We start from the raw sequence: 18,298 nt of genomic DNA, 5'->3' as shown, positions 1-18,298 counted from the left end.
CGTCACGACAGGCCACGATAGCCGCGTCCGCGAACTCCGGCCCGTCGCGCCAGCCCATCAGGCGATCCGTTGCACGCCGGGTGACGCGTCGCGGGGCCGGGCGGCCACGGGGGATGTCCGGGTGGCCGCCCGCACCCGTGGGACTCAACCGGCAGTCGCGACGCCGCTCTCCTCGGGCAGCCAGATCGGCTGCCAGTCGGGCACCTCGTGGAAGCGACGCAGCTCGGCCCACCCGGACACGATGCCGGACCAGGACGCGTACGGCGGGTTCTGCTCGTCGAAGCCGCTCTGCACGAAGGTGAGCTTCGTCCTCCCGTCCGACTCGGCCAGCTCCCAGCTCGTCACACCGGGCGCTCCCCAGTCGATGGACATCTTGCGGCCCGGCTCCAGGTCGACCACCTTGGCGGCGAAGCCGCTGTCGAAGCCACCCATGGCGTACCGGCCGCCGACCCAGGGCTCGATCCCGATCGGGTAGCCGAACCAGGCGCTGGCCTGCTCGGAGTCGGTCAGGGACTCCCATACCTTGTCGGCCGGCGCGGCGATCTCCAGCTCGCCACGGAAGTCGGCGCTGGTGAAGTCCGTCCTGGGCAGCAACGGCTGGCCGGCAAGGTGGGCCTCCAGGTTGGCGATGGTGAGCGCCCAGTAGGTCTGGAGGACACCCCGGATGCTGGTGCCGTTGATCACGTCGTTGAAGTCGAAGTGGGTCTGCGACAGCCGCAGCACGGTGGCGTCCGGCCCGTCCGCGCTCAAGGTGATCTCGGTGGTGGTCTCCACCCCGTCGAGCAGCCAGGCGAAGCGCAGCCGGTCCTCGTCGGCGTGCAGCACACGCTGATGTGGAGCGTCGCCCTCGGGCGTGTAGCGGCCCCAGAACTCGTATCGCTCGGGCAGCTCGACCTCGGCATGCTCGGCCAGCCAGATGCGCAGCTCGGCGGGGTCGGTGAGGGCCTGGCGCACTCGCGCGATCGGCGCGGCGAGGCGGGCGGCGACGGTCATCGGTTCAGTCACTGTCGGTTCCCTTCGGGTAGCAGGCCACGGCGAGCTTGAAGGCGTCTCCCTCGGCGCCGCCGTAGCGCGTGAACAACTCCTGCAACGCGGACTGCAGGTCGTGCAGGAACTCCTGCCGACGCTCGGCCGGCACGCGGATCTCGCCGGAGACGCCGATGGACGGCAGCTCCGGGGCGGTGCGGTCCAGGGCGGCGACGTCGGCCTGGACCTCTTCCATCAGGTCCAGCAGGTAGCCCAGGCTCAGCTCGTCGCGGGCGCGGCGCAGCCCGATCCGACCGACCAGCCGCGGTGAGAGCCAGTACGACCGGGCGGCGGCCTGGTAGATGCCCTCGGTGATGCCGCGGACCTTGCGCCTGTCGACCTGCTCGACCAGCCCGGCCGCGACGAGTTGCTTGACGTGGTAGTAGACGCGCTGGGGCGTCTGCTCCAGCCGGGCGGCCACCTCGGTGCAGGTGCGTGGCTCGGCCAACTGCCGCAGGATCTCGACGCGCTGCGGTTTCAGCAGCACCTCGGCCTGCTCGATCTGCTCCAGGTACAGGACGTCTCTCATGGCAAAACCAGCTTGTACGTAAAAAACTTCTTTGTCAATAGCGTCGAGAAAGGCCGCGCCGGGAGCGTCCGGCGCGGCCTCGCTCAGTCGCGCGGTGCGGCGGTCAGGGCAGCCAGTCCGGGCGCAGCGGATAGCCGTTGACCGCGTCCGGTCCGTTGCGCGTCGCCACCACCTGATGCAGCTGGATGCCGTTACGCTCGAACGCCAGCCGGGATCCGGCCATGTAGAGCCCCCACACCCGGGCCGTACCCGCACCCACCTCGGCGACGCAGAAGTCCCAGTGCTCCACCAGGTTGCGGCACCAGGCGGCCAGGGTCAGCGCGTAGTGCTGGCGCAGGTTCTCCTCGTGGTGCACCTCCAGCCCGGCATCGTGGATCTCACTGATCACCCGCCCCGGGCCGGCCAGCTCGCCGTCCGGGAAGACGTACCTGTCGATGAACGCGCCGGAACGGTGCGGCGCCCGGTTGTCCGCCCGGGTGATGCAGTGGTTGAGCAGCCGGGCCCCCGGGCGCAGCCGGTCCCGCAGGAACCCGAAGTAGGCCGGATAGTTGCGGACTCCGATGTGCTCGGTCAGGCCGATCGAGGAGACCGCGTCGAACTGTTCACGCGGTGCGTCGCGGTAGTCCAGGTGCCGCACCTGCGCCAACCCGGTCAGCCCCTCCCGCTCGATCGCCGCCTGTGCCCACTGCGCCTGCGCCCTCGACAGCGTCACGCCGAGCGCCTTGACGCCGTACTCCCGGGCCGCGTGCCGGACCATGCCGCCCCAGCCGCAGCCCACATCCAGCAGCCGCATCCCCGGCCGCAGCGCGAGCTTGCCGGCGACCAGGTCGTACTTGCTCGCCTGCGCCTGCTCCAACGTGTCGTCCGGGCTGCGGTACACCGCGCAGGTGTACGTCATCGACGGGCCGAGCACCCGCTCGTAGAAGGCGTTCGACACGTCGTAGTGGTGCGAGATGGCGCTGCTGTCGCGGGTCCGCGAGTGGCGCAGGCCATCCATGATCCGTTTCCAGCGGGGCCGGGCCTCCTGCGGCGGCGCCGGCGGCGGCAGCAGCCGCTCCCAGCCCAGCTCGCGCACCAGCGCCAACCCGTCGGCCAGCGCGGGAGCCCGCATCCGTACCCCACCGAGCACCCGCAACGCCTCGTACGGGTCGCCCGGGTGCACTCCCTCCAGGGCCAGGTCACCGCTGACGTAGGCACGGGCCATGCCCAGGTCGCCAGGCGCGGTCAGCAGGTAGGACAGCCCGCGCTCGGAGCGGATCGACAGGGTGATCCCGGCGTCCGCCGGACCGATCGAGCTGCCGTCGTACCCGGTGACCCGCACCGGCAGGGGGCCCGAGGTCACCGCCCGGACGATGTCCGCCACGGTCGACCCACGCCGCCGGCCCCCGGGGGGCGGCGTGGCGGGAGCGCCTGCCGCTCCCTGGCTTCGGTCGGTGAGACTCATGCCGGCACTCCGCTTCGCTCGCTCATGCTCGTGCTACTGCCTTTTCGTACAGTCCGGTCAGCCGATGCTCCGGGTCGTACCGGTCCCGCACGGCGCGCCAGGTGCCGCCGCCGTAGAGCCGGTCGAACGCATCCCGGTCGTAGTACGCGTCGGAGTAGAGCGACTTGTGCCCGCCCGTCTCCGACACCGCGCGCTCGATCTCCCGGTTGACGTCGCCGTCGGAGGCGCCCTCAGGGATCGGCACGCTGCCCCAGAACCCGATGTTTACGTAGTCCTGCCCCGGCCGTAGCGGATACAGCGGCCAGGACCGGGCCGATCCCGGGCCGCCCGGCTCGCGCAGCCGCAGCGGACACAACCACACCGGCGTCATCCCGACGTTCGCGGCGAACCAGTGCAGGAACTCGGCGGTGCGCTCCAGCGGGATCTCCACGTCCTGCACGACCCGCTCCCGGGCCGGCTGCCCGCGCCACCTGTCAATCCGGGCCGCGACCCGGTGCCGGTGCTCCAGTCGCACGATGCGGTGGTAGACGTCGCTGCGTCGCCACCGCGCCGGCCACAACCGGCGCACCACCGGATGCTGCGCGCCGAACGCCGCCGAGCACCAGAACCAGTCGGTGTCCCAGCGCCACAGGTAGTCGTGGACGGTCAGCGCGTCGTGCGGGCGCTGGCGTAGCGAGCGGTAGTAGATCTCCTGGCCGGTGTAGTCGGAGACCGCCGGCACGTCGTCGCTGAAACTGCCCAGGACGAGGTACGCCTCATCGGGGCTGAACATCACCCCGTCCATCGCGTCGACGCTCGCACCGGCCCACCGGCGGGTCGCGGTGATCTCGCCGATCGCCTCGGTCAACGCGGTCAGGTTGGTGAACCGCAGGTTGCGCAGGCCCACGTACCGGCGGACCGGTTGCAGCTCGATCCGCAGGCGGGTGGCGTACCCGAGGCTGCCCAGCGAGTTGGGGAAGGCCGCGTACAGGTCGGCGTGTGGGCCGTCGGGCCGGGCGGTGACCACCTCACCGGCGCCGGTGAGCACGTCCAGCTCGGTCACCGACTCGTGCGGCAGTCCGTTGCGGAACGAGGTCGACTCGATGCCCAGCCCGGTCACCGCCCCGCCGAGGGTGATGGTGCGCAGCTGGGGCACCACCAGTGGCATCAGGCCGTACGGCAGGGTCGCGGCGACCAGCCGTTCGTAGGTGCACATGCCCTGCACGTCGGCGGTGCGGGCGGTCGGATCGACGCCCAGCACCCCGCCGAGACCACTGACGTCCAGGCCGGAGGCGGGGGCGCTGCGCGGACGGAACAGGTTGGAGGTGCGCTTGGCCAGCCGCACCGGCTGGCCGGGTGGCACCGCCGCATACGACCGTCTCAGCTGGGCCACCGCCAGGTCATGATCACGCACGGCGTGCATGGCATCACTTTACGCGGACCGCGACCGCCCGGCGGGATGTCCATCAGAGGCGTTTCGCACCCAGATCAGGTTTGACGCTGGGGGCGACTGGTCGCCGCCGCGCACCGTGGGACAGGATGCCGGGATGTCGGAAACCGATGGATCGGGCAGCGTCTACGGCACCCGCCGAGCCGGACCGTCCCGCGATCCACTGCTCGTGGCGGCGCTGGCGGTCGGGCTGGTCGGCGTACTGCTGGGGGTGCTGTTCGCCACCGGCGTGGTCGGCGGCGAGAAGCCGGAGCCGACGCCGACGGTGGCCGCGCCCGCCCCGAGCACGGTGCGGGCCAGCCCGACCGAGAGCGAACCGGAACCCAGCCCCACCCGGTCCGAGCCATCCCCCACACCGAGCCCCAGCGAGGATCCGGACGCGGTCACCGGACCGAAGGTGTTCCGTGGGGTCGGTTCCGGTCTCTGCCTCGGCCTCGACGGCACCGGCGAGAAGGCCGTCGCCAAACTGGCCGACTGCGGCGGCGGGCCAGAGCAGCAGTGGGTGGTGAACGCCTTCGGCCCGGACACGGTGACGCTTACCAACGCCGCCCACAACCAGTGCCTCGACGTCGAGGGCGGCAGCGGTGACGACGGTGCCCGGTTGCAGCAGTTCGGCTGCCACGGCGAGGGCAACCAGCAGTGGCGGCTACGACCGGTCGACGGCGGCGCGACCGTGCTGGTGGCCGTACACAGCGGCAAGTGTGCCCAGGCCCGCGACGGCGGCGCCGGGGCCGGCACCGACATCGTCCAGGCACCCTGCGACGGCAACCCGGCCCAACGCTGGACGCTCCAGTAGCCCCAGTTCCGGCCGGTGGACCTCGTCCAGTCCGCGTTTCATCGAACCGTGCCCGGCTACGCCGGACTAACGGCGGCCCCGGCGGGCCCGCAGGTAGTCGCTGACCACGTACTCGCCGAGGTCGTCGGCGTCCGGGGTGAACACCCGCCCACCGCTGCGGCGGGCCACCGCGTCGACGAACCGGCGCAGGCCGGGATCGTCGCCGAGCATGAAGAGGTTCAGGGTGGCCCCGTAGCGGGCGAGCCGGTCCACCTCCCGGACCGTCGCCTCGATCGTCTCCGCCGACGACGGCCAGGCGAACAGCGCCTCACCGTCGTCCGGATCCAGGTGGGCGGTCGGTTCCCCGTCGGTGACCACCAGCACCACCGGCTCCGCGTCCGGATGACGCCGCAGATGCCGGCCGGCCAGCCGCAACGCGTGTTGCAGGTTGGTGCCCTGCATCATGTCCGGCTCGATGGCGGCCAGTTCCTGCTGGGTAAGCGTCTCGGCCCGCCGGCCGAACCCGATAATCTGCAACGCGTCCTGCGGAAACCGGGTGGCCATCAGATGCGCCAGGGCCAGCCCGGTCTGCTTCATCGGCCCCCACCGCCCCTGCGAGATCATCGAGTACGACAGGTCGACGCAGAGCGCCACCGCCGCCGACGCCCGCCGTTCGGTCTCGACCACCTCGAAGTCCTCGACGGCCAGTTGCACCGGCACCCCGGGGCCGGCCCGGCGGACCGCCCGGGTCAACGTCCGCACCACGTCCAGCGGCTGCTCGTCGCCGTACTCCCAGGGCCGCGACGCCCCGGTCACCTCGCCGGCCGCCCCGGCCGAGCGCAGATCGTGCTGGCCCCTCGGGCCGGCGGTCAGCTCGGCGAAGACCTGCCGCAGCGCGGTGCCGCCGAGGCGACGCAGCGCCTTCGGGCTAAGGGTCAGACCATCGGCGTCGCGGGTCACCCAACCCTGCCGGCGCAGCTCCCGCTCCAGCTCCCGCAGCCGGCGTACGTCGTCGGCCGCGTCGCGGCCCAGGGTCCGGGTCACCGCGTCGACGTCGATGTCGTCCAGGGTCGCTCCGGGGTGCGCCTGACCCAACTGGTCGAGCAGGTCGTCCAGCTCGGCGATCTCGTCGAGCGCCCCGGTCGCCTCGCCGTAGCCCAGCGGCTGACCGCCCTGCATCCGCTCGCCCCGACCCCAGCGCAGGTCGGGCCGCAACGCCCGCAGGTTTCCCTCCAGCGCGTCCAGCTCGGCGGCGAGCCGGTCGCCGAGGGACTCGCGCATCAGCCCGGCGAGTTCCTCCCGCTGCCGCTGCGACAGCGAGTTCAGCAGCCGCTGCCCGGCCGCCGACCGTCGAGCCAGGATGTCGATCAGCTCGTCCACGTCACGCGGGCGCTCCGGGAAGAAGTCGCCGTGCCGGCGCATGAACTCGGCGAACGCGTCGGTGGTGTCCTCGGCGCGCGCGTGCCGGGCCAGCAACGCGTTGAGGTCCCGCATCATCTCGGCGACCCGCTCCTGCACCGCCGGGTCTCCGGCCAGCCGCGCCGAGTCGCGCAGCCCGGCGAAGCGCTGACCGAGCACGTCGTCGCGCAGCCCGTCGAGGATCCGCTGGTAGTTCTGCCGGGCCTCGTCGCTGGCCCACCGGTAGTCGGACAGGTCCCGCACCGCCTGCGCGGTCGAGCGGGGCAGGTCGTCAAGCATCGTCTCGGCGAACCGGGCCGCCTCGTCGTCGCGGCGGGCCAGTTCGTCCCGCTCGGCGGCCAGTGCCTGATCGAGCAGCGCCCGCGCCCGGGTCACCGCACCGTCCAGCTCCCCGCGGCGCAACGCCTCGCGCCGCAGCCGGCGGGCGCGGGCGGTCAGCCCGTCCAGCCCACCACGCCCCTGCGGGCCACGGCGCAGCAGATCCCGCAACGCGTCCCGCAGGCTGCCGCCGGCCAGCACCTCCGCGCCGACCTGATCCACCGCGGCCTGCACGTCGTACGGCGGCGCGAGCGGATCGGGGCCGCCGCGCCACTGCCCGTACCGGAACCGGTTGCCGGCCATCTCAGTCCCGGCCTCCGTAGCGGGTCCGCCCGGCGTCGGTGACGTCCTTGCCCAACCGGCGACTCAGATACAGACCTTCGAGCACGAACTCGACGGCTGCCGCGGCCTGCCCGGTGCTCGGCGCGTCACCGATGCCGAGCCGGTCGAGCACCTTGGCCAACCCCGGCACCGTGCCCACCTGCCGCAGCAGCTCAGCCGCCGACACCAACTCGCCGGTCTCGACCGCCTGCCCCTCCTCGACGAGTGCGGTGAAGCCGGACAGGTCCAGCCCGGCCAGCCGGGCCCGGAACGTCTCGGCGGTGGCCGTACGCAGCAGGTGGCCGAGCAGCTCGATCTCCCGGCCCTCCTCGCCGCTCTCGAACTCCACCTTGCCGCGCAGCGTGGACGTCACCGACACCGCGTCACCCACCCGGGCCACCGCCTCGGCCGACGGCAGTTCCGAGTCGCTGCCCAGCAGGCACGCCCGGCGCAGCGCGGCGGCGGCCACGGTCTCCGCGGCGGCGATGGCGAACCGGGCGGAGACACCGGAACGTGGGTCCACCGACGGCGACTCGCGCACCGCCCGGGCGAACCGGGCCAGCACCTCCAGCACGTGCTCCGGCACCTCGGCGACCAGGTCGGCCTCCTGCCGGATCAGCGCCAGCTCCAGCTCCAGGTCGGTCGGGTAGTGGGTGCGGATCTCCGCGCCGAAGCGGTCCTTGAGCGGCGTGATGATCCGCCCCCGGTTGGTGTAGTCCTCCGGGTTGGCGCTGGCCACCAGCAGCAGGTCCAGCGGCAGCCGCAGCTGGTAGCCGCGTACCTGGATGTCCCGCTCCTCCAGCACGTTGAGCAGCGCCACCTGGATCCGCTCGGCCAGGTCGGGCAGCTCGTTGACCGCGAAGATGCCCCGGTTGGTACGCGGCACCAGCCCGAAGTGAATCGTCTCGGGGTCGCCGAGCGTACGGCCCTGGGCCAGCCGGACCGGGTCCACGTCACCGATCAGGTCACCCACGCTGGTGTCCGGGGTGGCCAGCTTCTCGCCGTAGCGCATCGAGCGGTGCAGCCAGCCGACCGGCAGGTCGTCGCCGGCCTCGGCGACAAGCGCCCGCGACGCCGGGGTGACCGGGTGCAGCGGATGCTCGTTGAGCACCGAGCCGACGATCACCGGCGTCCACTCGTCCAGCAGCGCCACCAGCGACCGGATCAGCCGGGTCTTGCCCTGGCCCCGCTCGCCGAGCAGCACCATGTCGTGCCCGGCGAGCAACGCCCGCTCCACCTCCGGCAGCACGGTGTCGTCGTACCCGACGATGCCGGCGAACCGCGGCGCGCCGTCGCGCATCCGGGCCCGCAGGTTGTCGCGTAGCTCCTGCTTGACGGTGCGGTAGCGGTGCCCGGCGGCGCGCAACGCGCCGAGCGTGGCGGGCAGGTCGGCCGGTGGGAGCGGCGGAACAGACGAAGACTCACTCACCCCGCCCACGCTAGCGCGCACCTGCCGCCGTTGACCCCCATCGACCTGGCATGATCATGAACTCTGCCTGGATGAAGAGGAGGCGGCGGTGCTCACCATCGATCGCGAACCCTGGGAGTCGACCGACGCCACCCGGCTCCGCGCCGCCCAACGGGCCGAACTCGACGCCCGCTACGGCTGCGACGACCATGAGCCGGGCGAGGAACCCACGGCCGACACGGTGAGCGTCTTCCTGATCGCCCGCGACCCGGACGGCACCGCCGTCGGCTGCGGCGGCCTGCGCTTCCTCGCCGCCGGTTCCGCCGAGATCAAACGGATGTACGTCAGCCCGCCGGCCCGGGGCACCGGCGTCGCGACCGCCATCCTGCACGCCCTGGAACAGGCCGCCCGCGACGCCGGGGTACGCACCCTGCTGTTGGAGACCGGCACCGCCCAGCCCGACGCGATGCGCTTCTACGAGCGGGAGGGCTACCGGCGTATCGACAACTTCGGGCCGTACCGGGGCGAGACGCTCTCCGTCTGCTACGCCCGCGACCTGCCGTGACAGCCCGATCCGCCGCCCACCCCCCGTGTCGGACGACGGACGGGGCCCACCGTCACCCCTGATGGCAGCGACCGCAGGCGCCCCGCCGCGCCGAGCCCTCGGCCCGGCTCCCAGAGCTCGGGCAGGCTCAGCGTGTTGAGACCGGCCGCGGTGGCCAGGACCGCGACCAACGGACGCAGCGGCGCAGGAGTTCGCATCACCTCATGATGCCGATGCCCCGCCGGCCGGACACCGCCACCTGGGATACGACAGTTCCGCGGGCTGCCACGCTTCGTTTCCGCCCCTATACTCGCGGTGAAGCTCCCGCCGCCACGGCCGCTGGCACCTGGCCCACCGGCGACAGCCACGACCCAGCCACCCCATGGCCAGAGTCCCAGGCGCGGAGGTGCGGTGCTGTACTTCTTCCTCAGCTACGCCAGAGGCGACGAGGACGCACTCGTCCAGCGGTTCTACGAGGAGCTCAGTGCTGAGGTCCGGCTGATCGCCGGCTTGTCCCGGGACGAGAAGGTCGGGTTCGTCGATCGGACGATGCAGGTCGGCGAGCGGTGGCCGCAGCGGTTGGTCGAGGCGCTCGGCAGCTGCCGGTCCTTCCTCGCCCTGATGACGCCACGGTATTTCCAGAGCCGACCCTGCGGCCAGGAATGGCAGTTCTTCGCGGAGCGCACAGCCCGGTTCGAGAACCAGCGACAGGTGGACACCTCGCTACTCAAACCGCTGATGTGGATTCCGGCGCAGCCGGGACGGATCCATCCGGTGGCCCAGCCGCTGCAATATTCCTCCGACAGCTTCGGCGACCCCTACCAGCGCCTCGGGGTACGACAACTGATGCGCCTGCAGCGACACAGCGACGACTACCGGACCTTTCTGTTCGAGCTGGCCAATCAGATCGTGAGCAGTGTGGAGGCACATCCGTTGCCGGAGCACCGTCGCCCGGTCGAGTTGCAGGCCGTCGAGAGCGCATTCCACGCCCGGCAGACCGCGAACGGCGCTCTCCGTCTCACCGCCACCGACGGTGACGCCGAGTCGATGCTCGTCCACTTCGTCATCGCCACGTCCGACCGCGAGGAGATGCGCGACGTGCGCGAGCACCTGACCGTGTACGGCGACGATCCGTTGCAGTGGTCCCCGTACCGGCCCCCGATGCGGGAGCCTCTCGTCGAGTACGCCCGGGAGATCGCCGCGGAGCACAGTTACCGGTCCACTGTGGTCGAGGTGGAGGAGCTCTCCCGTAGCGCTGACCTCGCGGCTCGTTACAACCAGATCCTGGTGCTGATCGTCGACGCCTGGCTGACCCGCCTGCCACAGCGGCGACAGGCCCTGATCGAGCAGGCTGCCGTGGCGCTGAGCGGCCAGCAGACCGCCGCCGCGATCCTCATCCCCAGCAGCCGCGAGGACCCGGAGACCCGCGAGCACTGGCAGGCCCTGTCCCGTGCCTGTCGGGAGATCTTCGGCGGGTACACCTCCGACGACGAGCTCTACTGGTCGAACATTTTCACGCACCGGGCCTTCGAGGAGTTGCTGTCGCAGGTGCTGGAGGTTGCCCGGAACCGTCTGCTGAAGCGCAGTTGGGCACACCGGCCGATCGACTCATCGATGGACACCTCGCCGCCGCGGCTGGACGGTCCGTGGGTGCGTGACGAGAACAACGCGGAACGGGAGGACCAGCGTGACGAGCAGTGACCCGGTCGCGACGGCCACCGGCAGGGAAGGCCGGATCATCACGTTCTACTCGTACAAGGGCGGCACCGGACGCACCATGGCGCTGGCGAACGTGGCCTGGATCCTCGCCGCGAACGGCCACCGGGTGCTCGCCGTGGACTGGGATCTGGAATCCCCCGGCCTGCACCGCTACTTCCACCCGTTCCTGCTGGACAAGGACCTGCGCACCTCACGCGGGGTGATCGACATGGCGCGGGACTACGCCGACGCCGCGATACGCCCGGTGGACGAGACGGAGGACCCGGACTGGATCAGCACGGCAGCCGATGTGCTGCGACACGCGGTCTCGCTGGACTGGCCCTTCCCGCCGCCGCACCGCGACATCACCGGCAGCGACCGTCCCGGGCGGCCCGGGTTCCTGGACCTGCTGCCGGCCGGGCGTCAGGACCCGTCGTACACGAAGGCGGTAAGCACCTTCGACTGGCAGGCCTTCTTCGAGAAGCACGGCGGCACCACCTTCCTGACCGAACTGGCCGCCAGCATGCGAGCGAACTACGACTACGTGTTGATCGACAGCCGTACCGGGGTCGGTGACAGCGCCGGCATCTGCACGGTGCGGCTGCCCGACGCGGTCGTCACCTCCTTCACGTTGAACGAGCAGAGCATCGACGGCGCCGCCGCGGTGGCCCGGTCGATCGTCCGGCAGCGCGGTGACCGGCCCGTGCGGATCCTGCCGGTGCCGATGCGGGTCGACAACGCCGAGCAGCTCAAGCTGGAGGCCGGCCGGGACCAGGCACGTCGGCGCTTCACTCCGCTGCTGCCTCGGCTCTCTCCCGAGGAGAGCGACAGATACTGGGGTGAGGTCGAGATCCCCTACCAGCCCTACTACGCCTACGAGGAGATCCTGGCCGCCTTCGGTGACCGGACCCACCACGAGGCGACCCTGCTCGCCGCCTACGAGCGGTTGACCCGAGCGATCACCGATGGCGAGGTCGAGGAGCTGCCGCCGTTCGACGATCGACTGCGCCGCACCTGGCTGGCGAAGTTCGAGCGGCAACGGCTGGTAGGTGCCGCTCCCGACGTCTTCGTCAGCTACACGGCGCTGGACCGCGCCTGGGCGGAGTGGATCTGCGACGAGCTTGACGCCGCCGGGCTGCGGGCGGTGATGCGGGAGATCGACTTTCCCGCCAATCCATCCGGCGGTGACTGGGCCGTCGGCCTGGACGACGCCGCGCGGCTCGTCGTGCTGCTGTCTCAGGAATACATGCAGTCACCCAACGCGGTCGAGCTGTGGGGCCAGGCCATCAATCACGACCTCACCACCGGTTACCTGGTGCCGGTGCGGCTGGACAATTCCCGCGCCCCCGGGTTGTTCGTGGACCGCGTGCCGCTCGACCTGGTTGGGGTCAACGACGAGCAGGAGGCGACGGCCCGGCTGCTGGAGGCACTCGGACACCCCGGCCGACCCGCCCCCGACCCGGAGGACGCTCAGCGGCGTCACCGTTTTCCGGGCACCGAGCCACCGGTCTGGCGGGTGCCGCTGCCCCGCAACGTCCAGTTCGTCGGGCGCGGTCCGCTGCTGGAGGCGATGCGTGACTGGCTGTCCGGTTCGGATGCCGGGCACGTGCCGCTGGCGCTGCACGGTCTCGGTGGAGTCGGCAAGAGCCAGATCGCGTTGGAGTACGCCTACCGGTTCCGCGCCGAGTACGACATCGTCTGGTGGATCTCGGCGCAGCAGCCGAGCGTGCTGCGGCTCGCGCTGGGTGCGCTCGCCGACCGGCTGGCCGCCGAACTCGACACCCCGCTGAGCGGCAACGTCAGTGAACGGGTCACCTGGGTCCTCGACGTACTGCGCCGCGGCGTGCCGTTCCGGCGTTGGCTACTCATCCTCGACAACGCCGACGAGCCCACGGAACTGCTCGACCTCATCCCCCACGGTCCGGGGCACATCCTGGTCACCACCCGCAACCGCGCCTGGGCCCGGCCGGCCAGGATGTTGGAGGTGGGCGCGTTCGATCGGGAGGAGAGCCTCGCCCTGCTGCGCCGCCGGGCCGGACATCTGGCCGACGGCGACGCCGACCTGATCGCCGACCGGCTCGGTGACCTGCCGCTGGCCATCGAGCAGGCCGGCGCGTGGCTGGCCACCACCGGTGAGTCACCCGCGCAGTACCTCACCCGGATCCGACGTTATCTGCCGGACATGCTCGCCGAGGAACTGCCGCCCGACTACCAGAAGACCGGTGCCCAGCCGTGGCTGGTCTCGCTGGACAGCCTCCGCGAACGCAACCCGGCGGCGGCGAAGCTGCTGGAGGTCTGCGCCTTCTTCGCCAGCGAGCCCATCCCGATGTCGTTGATCACCGGTGACCGCTTCACCAGCGTGTTGCTCCCCTACGACCCGTCGCTGCGCGATTCGCTGCTCCGGGGCCGGATGCTGCGCGACATCGGCCGGTACGCGCTGGCCCGTATCGACAGCGTGCGCGGCGGCAGTCGGGCGCGCGGCCAGGGGAGCGCCGACGAGGCGGGCCAGACCAGCCTGAGCATGCACCCGTTGGTCCAGGAGTTGATCCGGGAGTCCCTCTCCGATCAGGAGAAGGAGCAGAACCGACAGCACGTGCACGCCATCCTGGCCGCCGCCAATCCCAAAGACCCCGACAACCCTCGATACTGGCCGATCTACGCCGAGTTGTGGCCGCACCTGTTGCCGTCGCGGACGCTCACCTCGGACCACCCAGAGGTCAGGCAGCTACTGCTCGACGTGGCACGCTACATGTGGATCCGGGTGGACTTCGCCACCTGCGCCGAGCTTGCCGAGCAGGCGATCGCGCTGTGGCAGCAGCGGTACGGCCCGGACGATCCGCAGACGTTGATGATGCGTTTCCAACTGGCCAACGCCCTGCGCCTGGAGGCGCGCTACCAGGACGCCTACGACATCGACTGCGACGTCTACGACCGGCTCCGCAGCGGCCTCGGTGAGTACCACGAGTACACCGTGATCGCGGCGGGGAGCCTCGCCGCCGACCTGCGCGCGCTCGGCCATTTCGAGCGGGCCCGGGAGTTGGACGTCCGCACCGAGGAACTGGCCCGGGAGGTGTTCGGTGAGGATCATCCCCGCGCGCTGATCGCGGCCCACAACCTGGCGATCTCGTTGCGCCTCGTCGGCGACCTGCGCGGTGCCCTAAGTCGCAACAAACGCACCCTGGCCCGGCGGCGGGAGACGCTCGGCCCGATGCACCCGTTCACCCTCTTCTCCGCCGGCGAGTACGGTCGCGATCTGCGCGACACCGGTGACCTCATCGAGTCCCGACGGGTGTTGGAGGCCGCGGTGGAGGCGACCCGGCTGGTGCTCGGCGAGGAGGACCCGGAGACGCTGCGGGCGTTGAAGAACTACGCGGTGACCCTGCGCAAGCTCGGCGAGTTGGAGCGGGCACACGCGCTGAGCACCGACGTGCTCATGCGGTCCCGCCGACGGCACGGCCCGGACCACCCGGACGTGCAGGCCAGTGCGATGAACCTGGCCTGCGACGAGTCGGCCCTCGGCAACGACGCCGGAGCACTGCGCCGGGCCCGCCCGGTGCACCGCTGGTACCACGACAACATGGGCGAGGACCACCTGTTCACCCTCGCGTACGCCAACAATCTTGCGATCTTCCTGCGCAAGGCGGGCGACGCGGAGGCCGCCTTCGAGGTCTCCGTGGAGGTGGTCGCCCGGCTCAGCGAGCGGATCGGGGCGGATCATCCGTACACCCTGGCGGCCAACATCAACCTGGCGAACTGCTGGTTCGGTCGGCGGCAGTTCACCGAGGCCCTGGCCAGCGACCGAGAGGCGTACGAGCGCAGCCGGCGGATCCTCGGGCCGGGGCACCCGGACACCCTGGCGGTGGCGAACAATCTCGCCACCAGCCTGAGCGTCACCGGGGACCACGGCGGTGCCCGGTCGCTGCGGGAGCAGGTCATGCCGCTGTTCCGTCGGGTGCTCGGCGAGGAGCACCCGAACACCATCGCCCTCGTCGAGGCGAACCGGCTCAACTGCGATCTTGAGCCGCCACCGACCTGACCGGTGCCGGTCCGACCGCCTGCGGACCGCCCTGCCGAACCGTCCCCGGTGCCACGCCCGGGGACGGCTCGCCAGGTGAGCGTCCGCTCGGTGCCGACCCGTCTGGTGGCGGCTCGTCCGCAGCGGGTACACACGTCACCGGGGCGAGCCAGCGGGACAGCTCAAGCGGGTCCGGTGCCGCCGTGGTCTCCGCTACCGTGCACAGGACGGCCCGGCACAGTTCCGGGTCGGCGCGCATCGCCGCCTCGCCGGTCGGGAGCCGGCCGTCGGCCAGGGTCAGGCCGACCCACGCCGCCACCTGATCGGGCTGCTGCCGCAGTTGCCGCTGGTACCAGGCACGCGCGGTGAGGTGGTCACCGGCGGCCAACGCCAGGTCGCCGGCCGAGGCTTCCGGGAGCACGTCGGCGAGGCGTTCGATGCCGCTGCGCAGCCGCTCGAAGCGCGCCGGGTCGGCCAACCGCAGCCGGACCAGATCCAGTCGCGGGCTGCGGCTCAGCCATCTGCCGTCGGCGGGGCGCACGGCAACCGGAACGGTGATCGCGGGGCAGGCCGCGCCCATGCGCCACGCCTCGGCGAGCCGCCGCACCAGCCGCGCCTCCGGCCGCCGGTTGCGCAGCCGCCACACCGTCCAGTGATCGTCGGCCGCCTCCCGGGCCAGCGCGGCGGCCTCGGCCGGCACCGCCTCGTCCCGCCAGCCGTCGATCACCTCGCCCAGCCCGGCCACGAACCGGCGGCCGGCCACCGTCAGCCGCCCGTAAGCCCGGATGTCGGCGCAGGTCCGGGCGACCCGGTCCCGCCAACGGGCAAACTCCACCTCGGCCAGTCGACTCCGGCCGGGCGGCAGCACCCGCCGTCGGGTACGCCAGAACTCCGTCACCGCGACGAAGGCGTAGACCCCGTGCAGCGCGGCACCGAGCGGGCGGGGATCGTCCCGCCAGGGCGCGTAGTAGTACCTCCGGTCCTCGGCTTCCTGCAACGGCTCGATGTCGATGGCGGCGCCGAGTTTCGCGTGCTGGAACTCGTGCAGCAGGCCGAGGGCCAGCGCCGCACCGTCGGCGGGCGGGGTCATCGAGACCGCACCGAAGGCGTCCATGCTTGTGACGTTCACCCCGGCGCTGGCCGAGTCCGCCTGTAACGGCACCACGATCCGCAACCCCTCGGAGATCGCCTCCGCATGCAAACGGTGATGCCGGACCAGGATCGGCCAGGCGTCGTCGAGGAGCCGCTGCCACCGCCCGACCACCGCCGCGTCCAGCCGCCCGGTCGCGCAGAGCCGGTGACAGTCGCGGTACGGGTCGAGGTCGTCGAGCCAGAGTGCGACGGTGAGGCCGTCGGCGCTGCTGGTCAGCCGGTGCAGACCAGACCAGCCGTCGCGGTCCACACCGGCACCCGCCGGCAGGTCACCGTCGGGGGTGGGAACCTCCACCGACCCAACCCGCACCCGGCCTCCGGACCGGGAAACGGTCACCGGGTCGACGCCGCCGCAGCGTGCCCGGCCCAGAGATGGCAGGAAGACCTCGCCCTCCGGTGCCGGGAGGGTCAGTTCGAAATCCAGGCCGGCGCGGATCGCCGCCGTGGCGGCCAGCGCGCCGAGATGTCCCAGGTCGACCTCGGCCGGATGGTCCGCCTCGGCCGGCGGCTTCAGGCCGGCGGTGGTGCGGCCGGACGCCGCCGGCACCGGGGGGCGCTCCCGCCGCTGCCGTAACCGTCGCAGGGTGACCGTGAGCCACGCGCCGGTGTGCGGCAGGGCGAGCAGTTCCGGCCCGACCGCCGGATCGTGCCGTACCGCGGCGGTGAGCAACGCGAAGTACGCCGAGGTCCGTGCCGGGTCCGCCAGGTCGAGCACCGCGCGCAGGAGCAGCATCCGTTTGCTGACCTGCCCGGCCCGCAGCGTACGCACCAGGTCGGCGCTGCCCGGGCCGGCCGCGAGCGCGTCGAGATCGACCGGCCGCAGCCGGTGGTAGCCGCTCATCGGCCCCGGCTCCGCAGGCCGGTCAGATCGGCCCGCAGCCGGCGCGACACGTGCCCGATGAGCAGCCGCAGATCATGGCAGTAGACGGAGGGGTTGCGGAAACTGCCGGCCCGGTACCGGTGCGGGTAGTTGCCGCCACCGCAGACCAGGTGGACGGGACAGGCCCGGCACTCGGCGGCCAGCGCCGACAGGCCCGCCTGACGTACGGCGACGGCAGGGTGCCGCAGCACGTCGTCGAAGGAGTGGTCGAAGACCGTCAGGTCGGTGTCGACCGCGCCGGAATACGTGGACCGTAACGTGTCGACCTGTTCGTACCCGCCGTCGGTGTTGACCACGACGGCGGCGACCGGGCTCAACCCCACCGACTCGGTCCGGCTGCTCCCACCCAGCAACAGGTTGATCAGTTCTTCGAAGAGCCGGACCCGGGTGAGCCGCACCGGCACGTCGTACCACGCGTCGAAGGCGTCGCAGAGCCAGCTGCCGTACGCGGCCTGACCCCGACCGGGCGGCGGGGCGTCCCAGTTGGCGTGCGGCAGCAGAAAGTCCACAATCGGCGGCCGATACGCCAGCAGGGCCTCGTAGGTCCGCCGGGGGTCGGCGTCGAGGTCGACCACGCAGAGAATGCCGGCGTACGCCCCGGGACGGTCGGCCAGCAGCCGCAACGCCCGGTCCACCTCGTCGAAGCTGCCGCGTCCCGAGGCGTACCGTCGGCGCCGGTCGTTGACGGCCCGGTCACCGTCCAGGCTGACCCCGATCAGCACGCCCGCGTCGGCCAGCACGGACAGCGCCCGTTCGTCGAGCAGGGTGCCGTTGGTCTGCACACTGACCCGGGCCGAGGTGGGTTGCACGGCCGCCCGTAGCCGCTCGGCCATCCGCGCCAACGTCGCGGCGCCGGCCAGCAGCGGCTCACCACCGTGCAGCACGATGCGTGCCGTGCTCAGCTCGTGCGCGCGGACGTGCTCGGCCACCCGCCGGCAGGTGAGCTCGAAGATCTCGGCGGACATCAGCGGCGGGTCGGTGCGGGCGCGGCGATCCGCCAGCTCGTACATGTAGCAGTAGTCGCAGGCCAGGTTGCATCTGCTGTGGACCTTGAGGATGAACTCGGAGAAGGGCACCGGCCGCACCGCTGCCGGAGGGTCCACCACCGCCTGACCACGCCCCTCGGCCGGCATGGTCACATCGCCGAGTTCCACCCGGCGACCGCGTCCTGCGGGCGGTCGATTTCTTCCAGGATCCGACGTAAAGAGCAGGCGAACGGCGATCCGTCCAGCTCCGGCAGATCGGCGAGGCTCACGTCGCTGAGGTCCACCAGGACTCCCAGGAAGCCGTCTTCGGTCGTATCCATAGTGATCCGTCCACCCGCGAAGGAAACTCGCGCC

Annotated in this window: 13 protein-coding genes; 4 read left to right on the top strand and 9 right to left on the bottom strand. The window is 71.7% G+C overall.

All coding sequences use genetic code 11. From position 1 onward, the window contains the following. Positions 1–144: 144 nt before the first annotated feature. From O7601_RS11770 to O7601_RS11755, 4 genes are all read right to left on the bottom strand, one after another. Positions 145–1,005, bottom strand: a complete 861-nt coding sequence (locus O7601_RS11770; RefSeq protein ID WP_281566203.1) for an SRPBCC domain-containing protein — start codon at positions 1,003–1,005, stop codon at positions 145–147. Next, positions 998–1,555, bottom strand: coding sequence for a helix-turn-helix domain-containing protein (locus O7601_RS11765; RefSeq protein ID WP_281566202.1), 558 nt, complete (start codon positions 1,553–1,555; stop codon positions 998–1,000). Before O7601_RS11765 ends, O7601_RS11770 begins: the two co-directional genes overlap by 8 nt. A gap of 103 nt (positions 1,556–1,658) precedes the next feature. Further along, on the bottom strand, positions 1,659–2,999 hold the full coding sequence (locus O7601_RS11760) for a class I SAM-dependent methyltransferase (RefSeq protein WP_281566201.1): 1,341 nt from the start codon (positions 2,997–2,999) through the stop codon (positions 1,659–1,661). 22 nt (positions 3,000–3,021) lie between these two features. Then, a complete protein-coding gene (locus tag O7601_RS11755; RefSeq protein ID WP_281566200.1) occupies positions 3,022–4,401 on the bottom strand; it encodes an FAD-binding oxidoreductase in 1,380 nt (459 codons plus the stop codon). Positions 4,402–4,525: 124 nt separating this feature from the next. On the opposite strand from O7601_RS11755, the gene O7601_RS11750 reads away from it, so the two are divergent. Next, positions 4,526–5,224, top strand: coding sequence for an RICIN domain-containing protein (locus O7601_RS11750; RefSeq protein WP_281566199.1), 699 nt, complete (start codon positions 4,526–4,528; stop codon positions 5,222–5,224). Between the two features lie 66 nt (positions 5,225–5,290). Here the strand turns inward: O7601_RS11750 and O7601_RS11745 are convergent, their stop codons facing one another. Then, entirely contained in the window at positions 5,291–7,243 is a 1,953-nt protein-coding gene (locus O7601_RS11745) for a VWA domain-containing protein (RefSeq protein WP_281566198.1), read from the bottom strand. 1 nt (position 7,244) lies between these two features. Continuing rightward, on the bottom strand, positions 7,245–8,699 hold the full coding sequence (locus tag O7601_RS11740; RefSeq protein ID WP_281566197.1) for a sigma 54-interacting transcriptional regulator: 1,455 nt from the start codon (positions 8,697–8,699) through the stop codon (positions 7,245–7,247). A gap of 79 nt (positions 8,700–8,778) precedes the next feature. On the opposite strand from O7601_RS11740, the gene O7601_RS11735 reads away from it, so the two are divergent. From O7601_RS11735 to fxsT, 3 genes are all read left to right on the top strand, one after another. Continuing rightward, a complete protein-coding gene (locus O7601_RS11735) occupies positions 8,779–9,234 on the top strand; it encodes a GNAT family N-acetyltransferase (protein WP_281566196.1) in 456 nt (151 codons plus the stop codon). Between the two features lie 390 nt (positions 9,235–9,624). Then, positions 9,625–10,914 carry a TIR-like protein FxsC gene (locus O7601_RS11730; RefSeq protein WP_281566195.1) on the top strand — a complete coding sequence of 430 codons (1,290 nt, stop codon included), beginning with the start codon at positions 9,625–9,627 and terminating at the stop codon, positions 10,912–10,914. Then, entirely contained in the window at positions 10,901–14,947 is a 4,047-nt protein-coding gene (fxsT, locus tag O7601_RS11725) for an FxSxx-COOH system tetratricopeptide repeat protein (protein ID WP_281566194.1), read from the top strand. The genes O7601_RS11730 and fxsT overlap by 14 nt, the downstream gene beginning before the upstream one ends. Here fxsT and O7601_RS11720 read toward each other — a convergent pair. From O7601_RS11720 to fxsA, 3 genes are read right to left on the bottom strand one after another with little or no spacing between them, the layout of a single operon-like run. Then, positions 14,916–16,919 (bottom strand): HEXXH motif-containing putative peptide modification protein, encoded by a 2,004-nt coding sequence (locus tag O7601_RS11720; RefSeq protein ID WP_281566193.1) that lies wholly within the window; start codon positions 16,917–16,919, stop codon positions 14,916–14,918. The two genes, fxsT and O7601_RS11720, sit on opposite strands and share 32 nt — an antisense overlap. Further along, positions 16,916–18,112 (bottom strand): FxsB family cyclophane-forming radical SAM/SPASM peptide maturase, encoded by a 1,197-nt coding sequence (locus O7601_RS11715; RefSeq protein ID WP_281566192.1) that lies wholly within the window; start codon positions 18,110–18,112, stop codon positions 16,916–16,918. The genes O7601_RS11720 and O7601_RS11715 overlap by 4 nt, the downstream gene beginning before the upstream one ends. Then, entirely contained in the window at positions 18,094–18,264 is a 171-nt protein-coding gene (gene fxsA, locus O7601_RS11710; protein ID WP_281566191.1) for an FxSxx-COOH cyclophane-containing RiPP peptide, read from the bottom strand. The genes O7601_RS11715 and fxsA overlap by 19 nt, the downstream gene beginning before the upstream one ends. Positions 18,265–18,298 lie beyond the last annotated feature (34 nt).

It is taken from the genome of Verrucosispora sp. WMMD573 (assembly GCF_027497175.1).
In the GTDB taxonomy this organism is placed as follows: Bacteria; Actinomycetota; Actinomycetes; order Mycobacteriales; family Micromonosporaceae; genus Micromonospora.
Note: the sequence above shows the minus strand (reverse complement) of the source record. Positions and strands in the feature narration are given on the sequence as shown.

Excerpts from the sequence above, each read along its gene's own strand:
- O7601_RS11765 (WP_281566202.1), bottom strand. The coding sequence starts at position 1,555 with ATGAGAGACGTCCTGTACCTGGAGCAGATCGAGCAGGCCGAGGTGCTG.
- O7601_RS11760 (WP_281566201.1), bottom strand. The coding sequence starts at position 2,999 with ATGAGTCTCACCGACCGAAGCCAGGGAGCGGCAGGCGCTCCCGCCACG.
- O7601_RS11755 (WP_281566200.1), bottom strand. The coding sequence starts at position 4,401 with ATGCACGCCGTGCGTGATCATGACCTGGCGGTGGCCCAGCTGAGACGG.
- O7601_RS11750 (WP_281566199.1), top strand. The coding sequence starts at position 4,526 with ATGTCGGAAACCGATGGATCGGGCAGCGTCTACGGCACCCGCCGAGCC.
- O7601_RS11745 (WP_281566198.1), bottom strand. The coding sequence starts at position 7,243 with ATGGCCGGCAACCGGTTCCGGTACGGGCAGTGGCGCGGCGGCCCCGAT.
- O7601_RS11720 (WP_281566193.1), bottom strand. The coding sequence starts at position 16,919 with ATGAGCGGCTACCACCGGCTGCGGCCGGTCGATCTCGACGCGCTCGCG.
- fxsA (WP_281566191.1), bottom strand. The coding sequence starts at position 18,264 with ATGGATACGACCGAAGACGGCTTCCTGGGAGTCCTGGTGGACCTCAGC.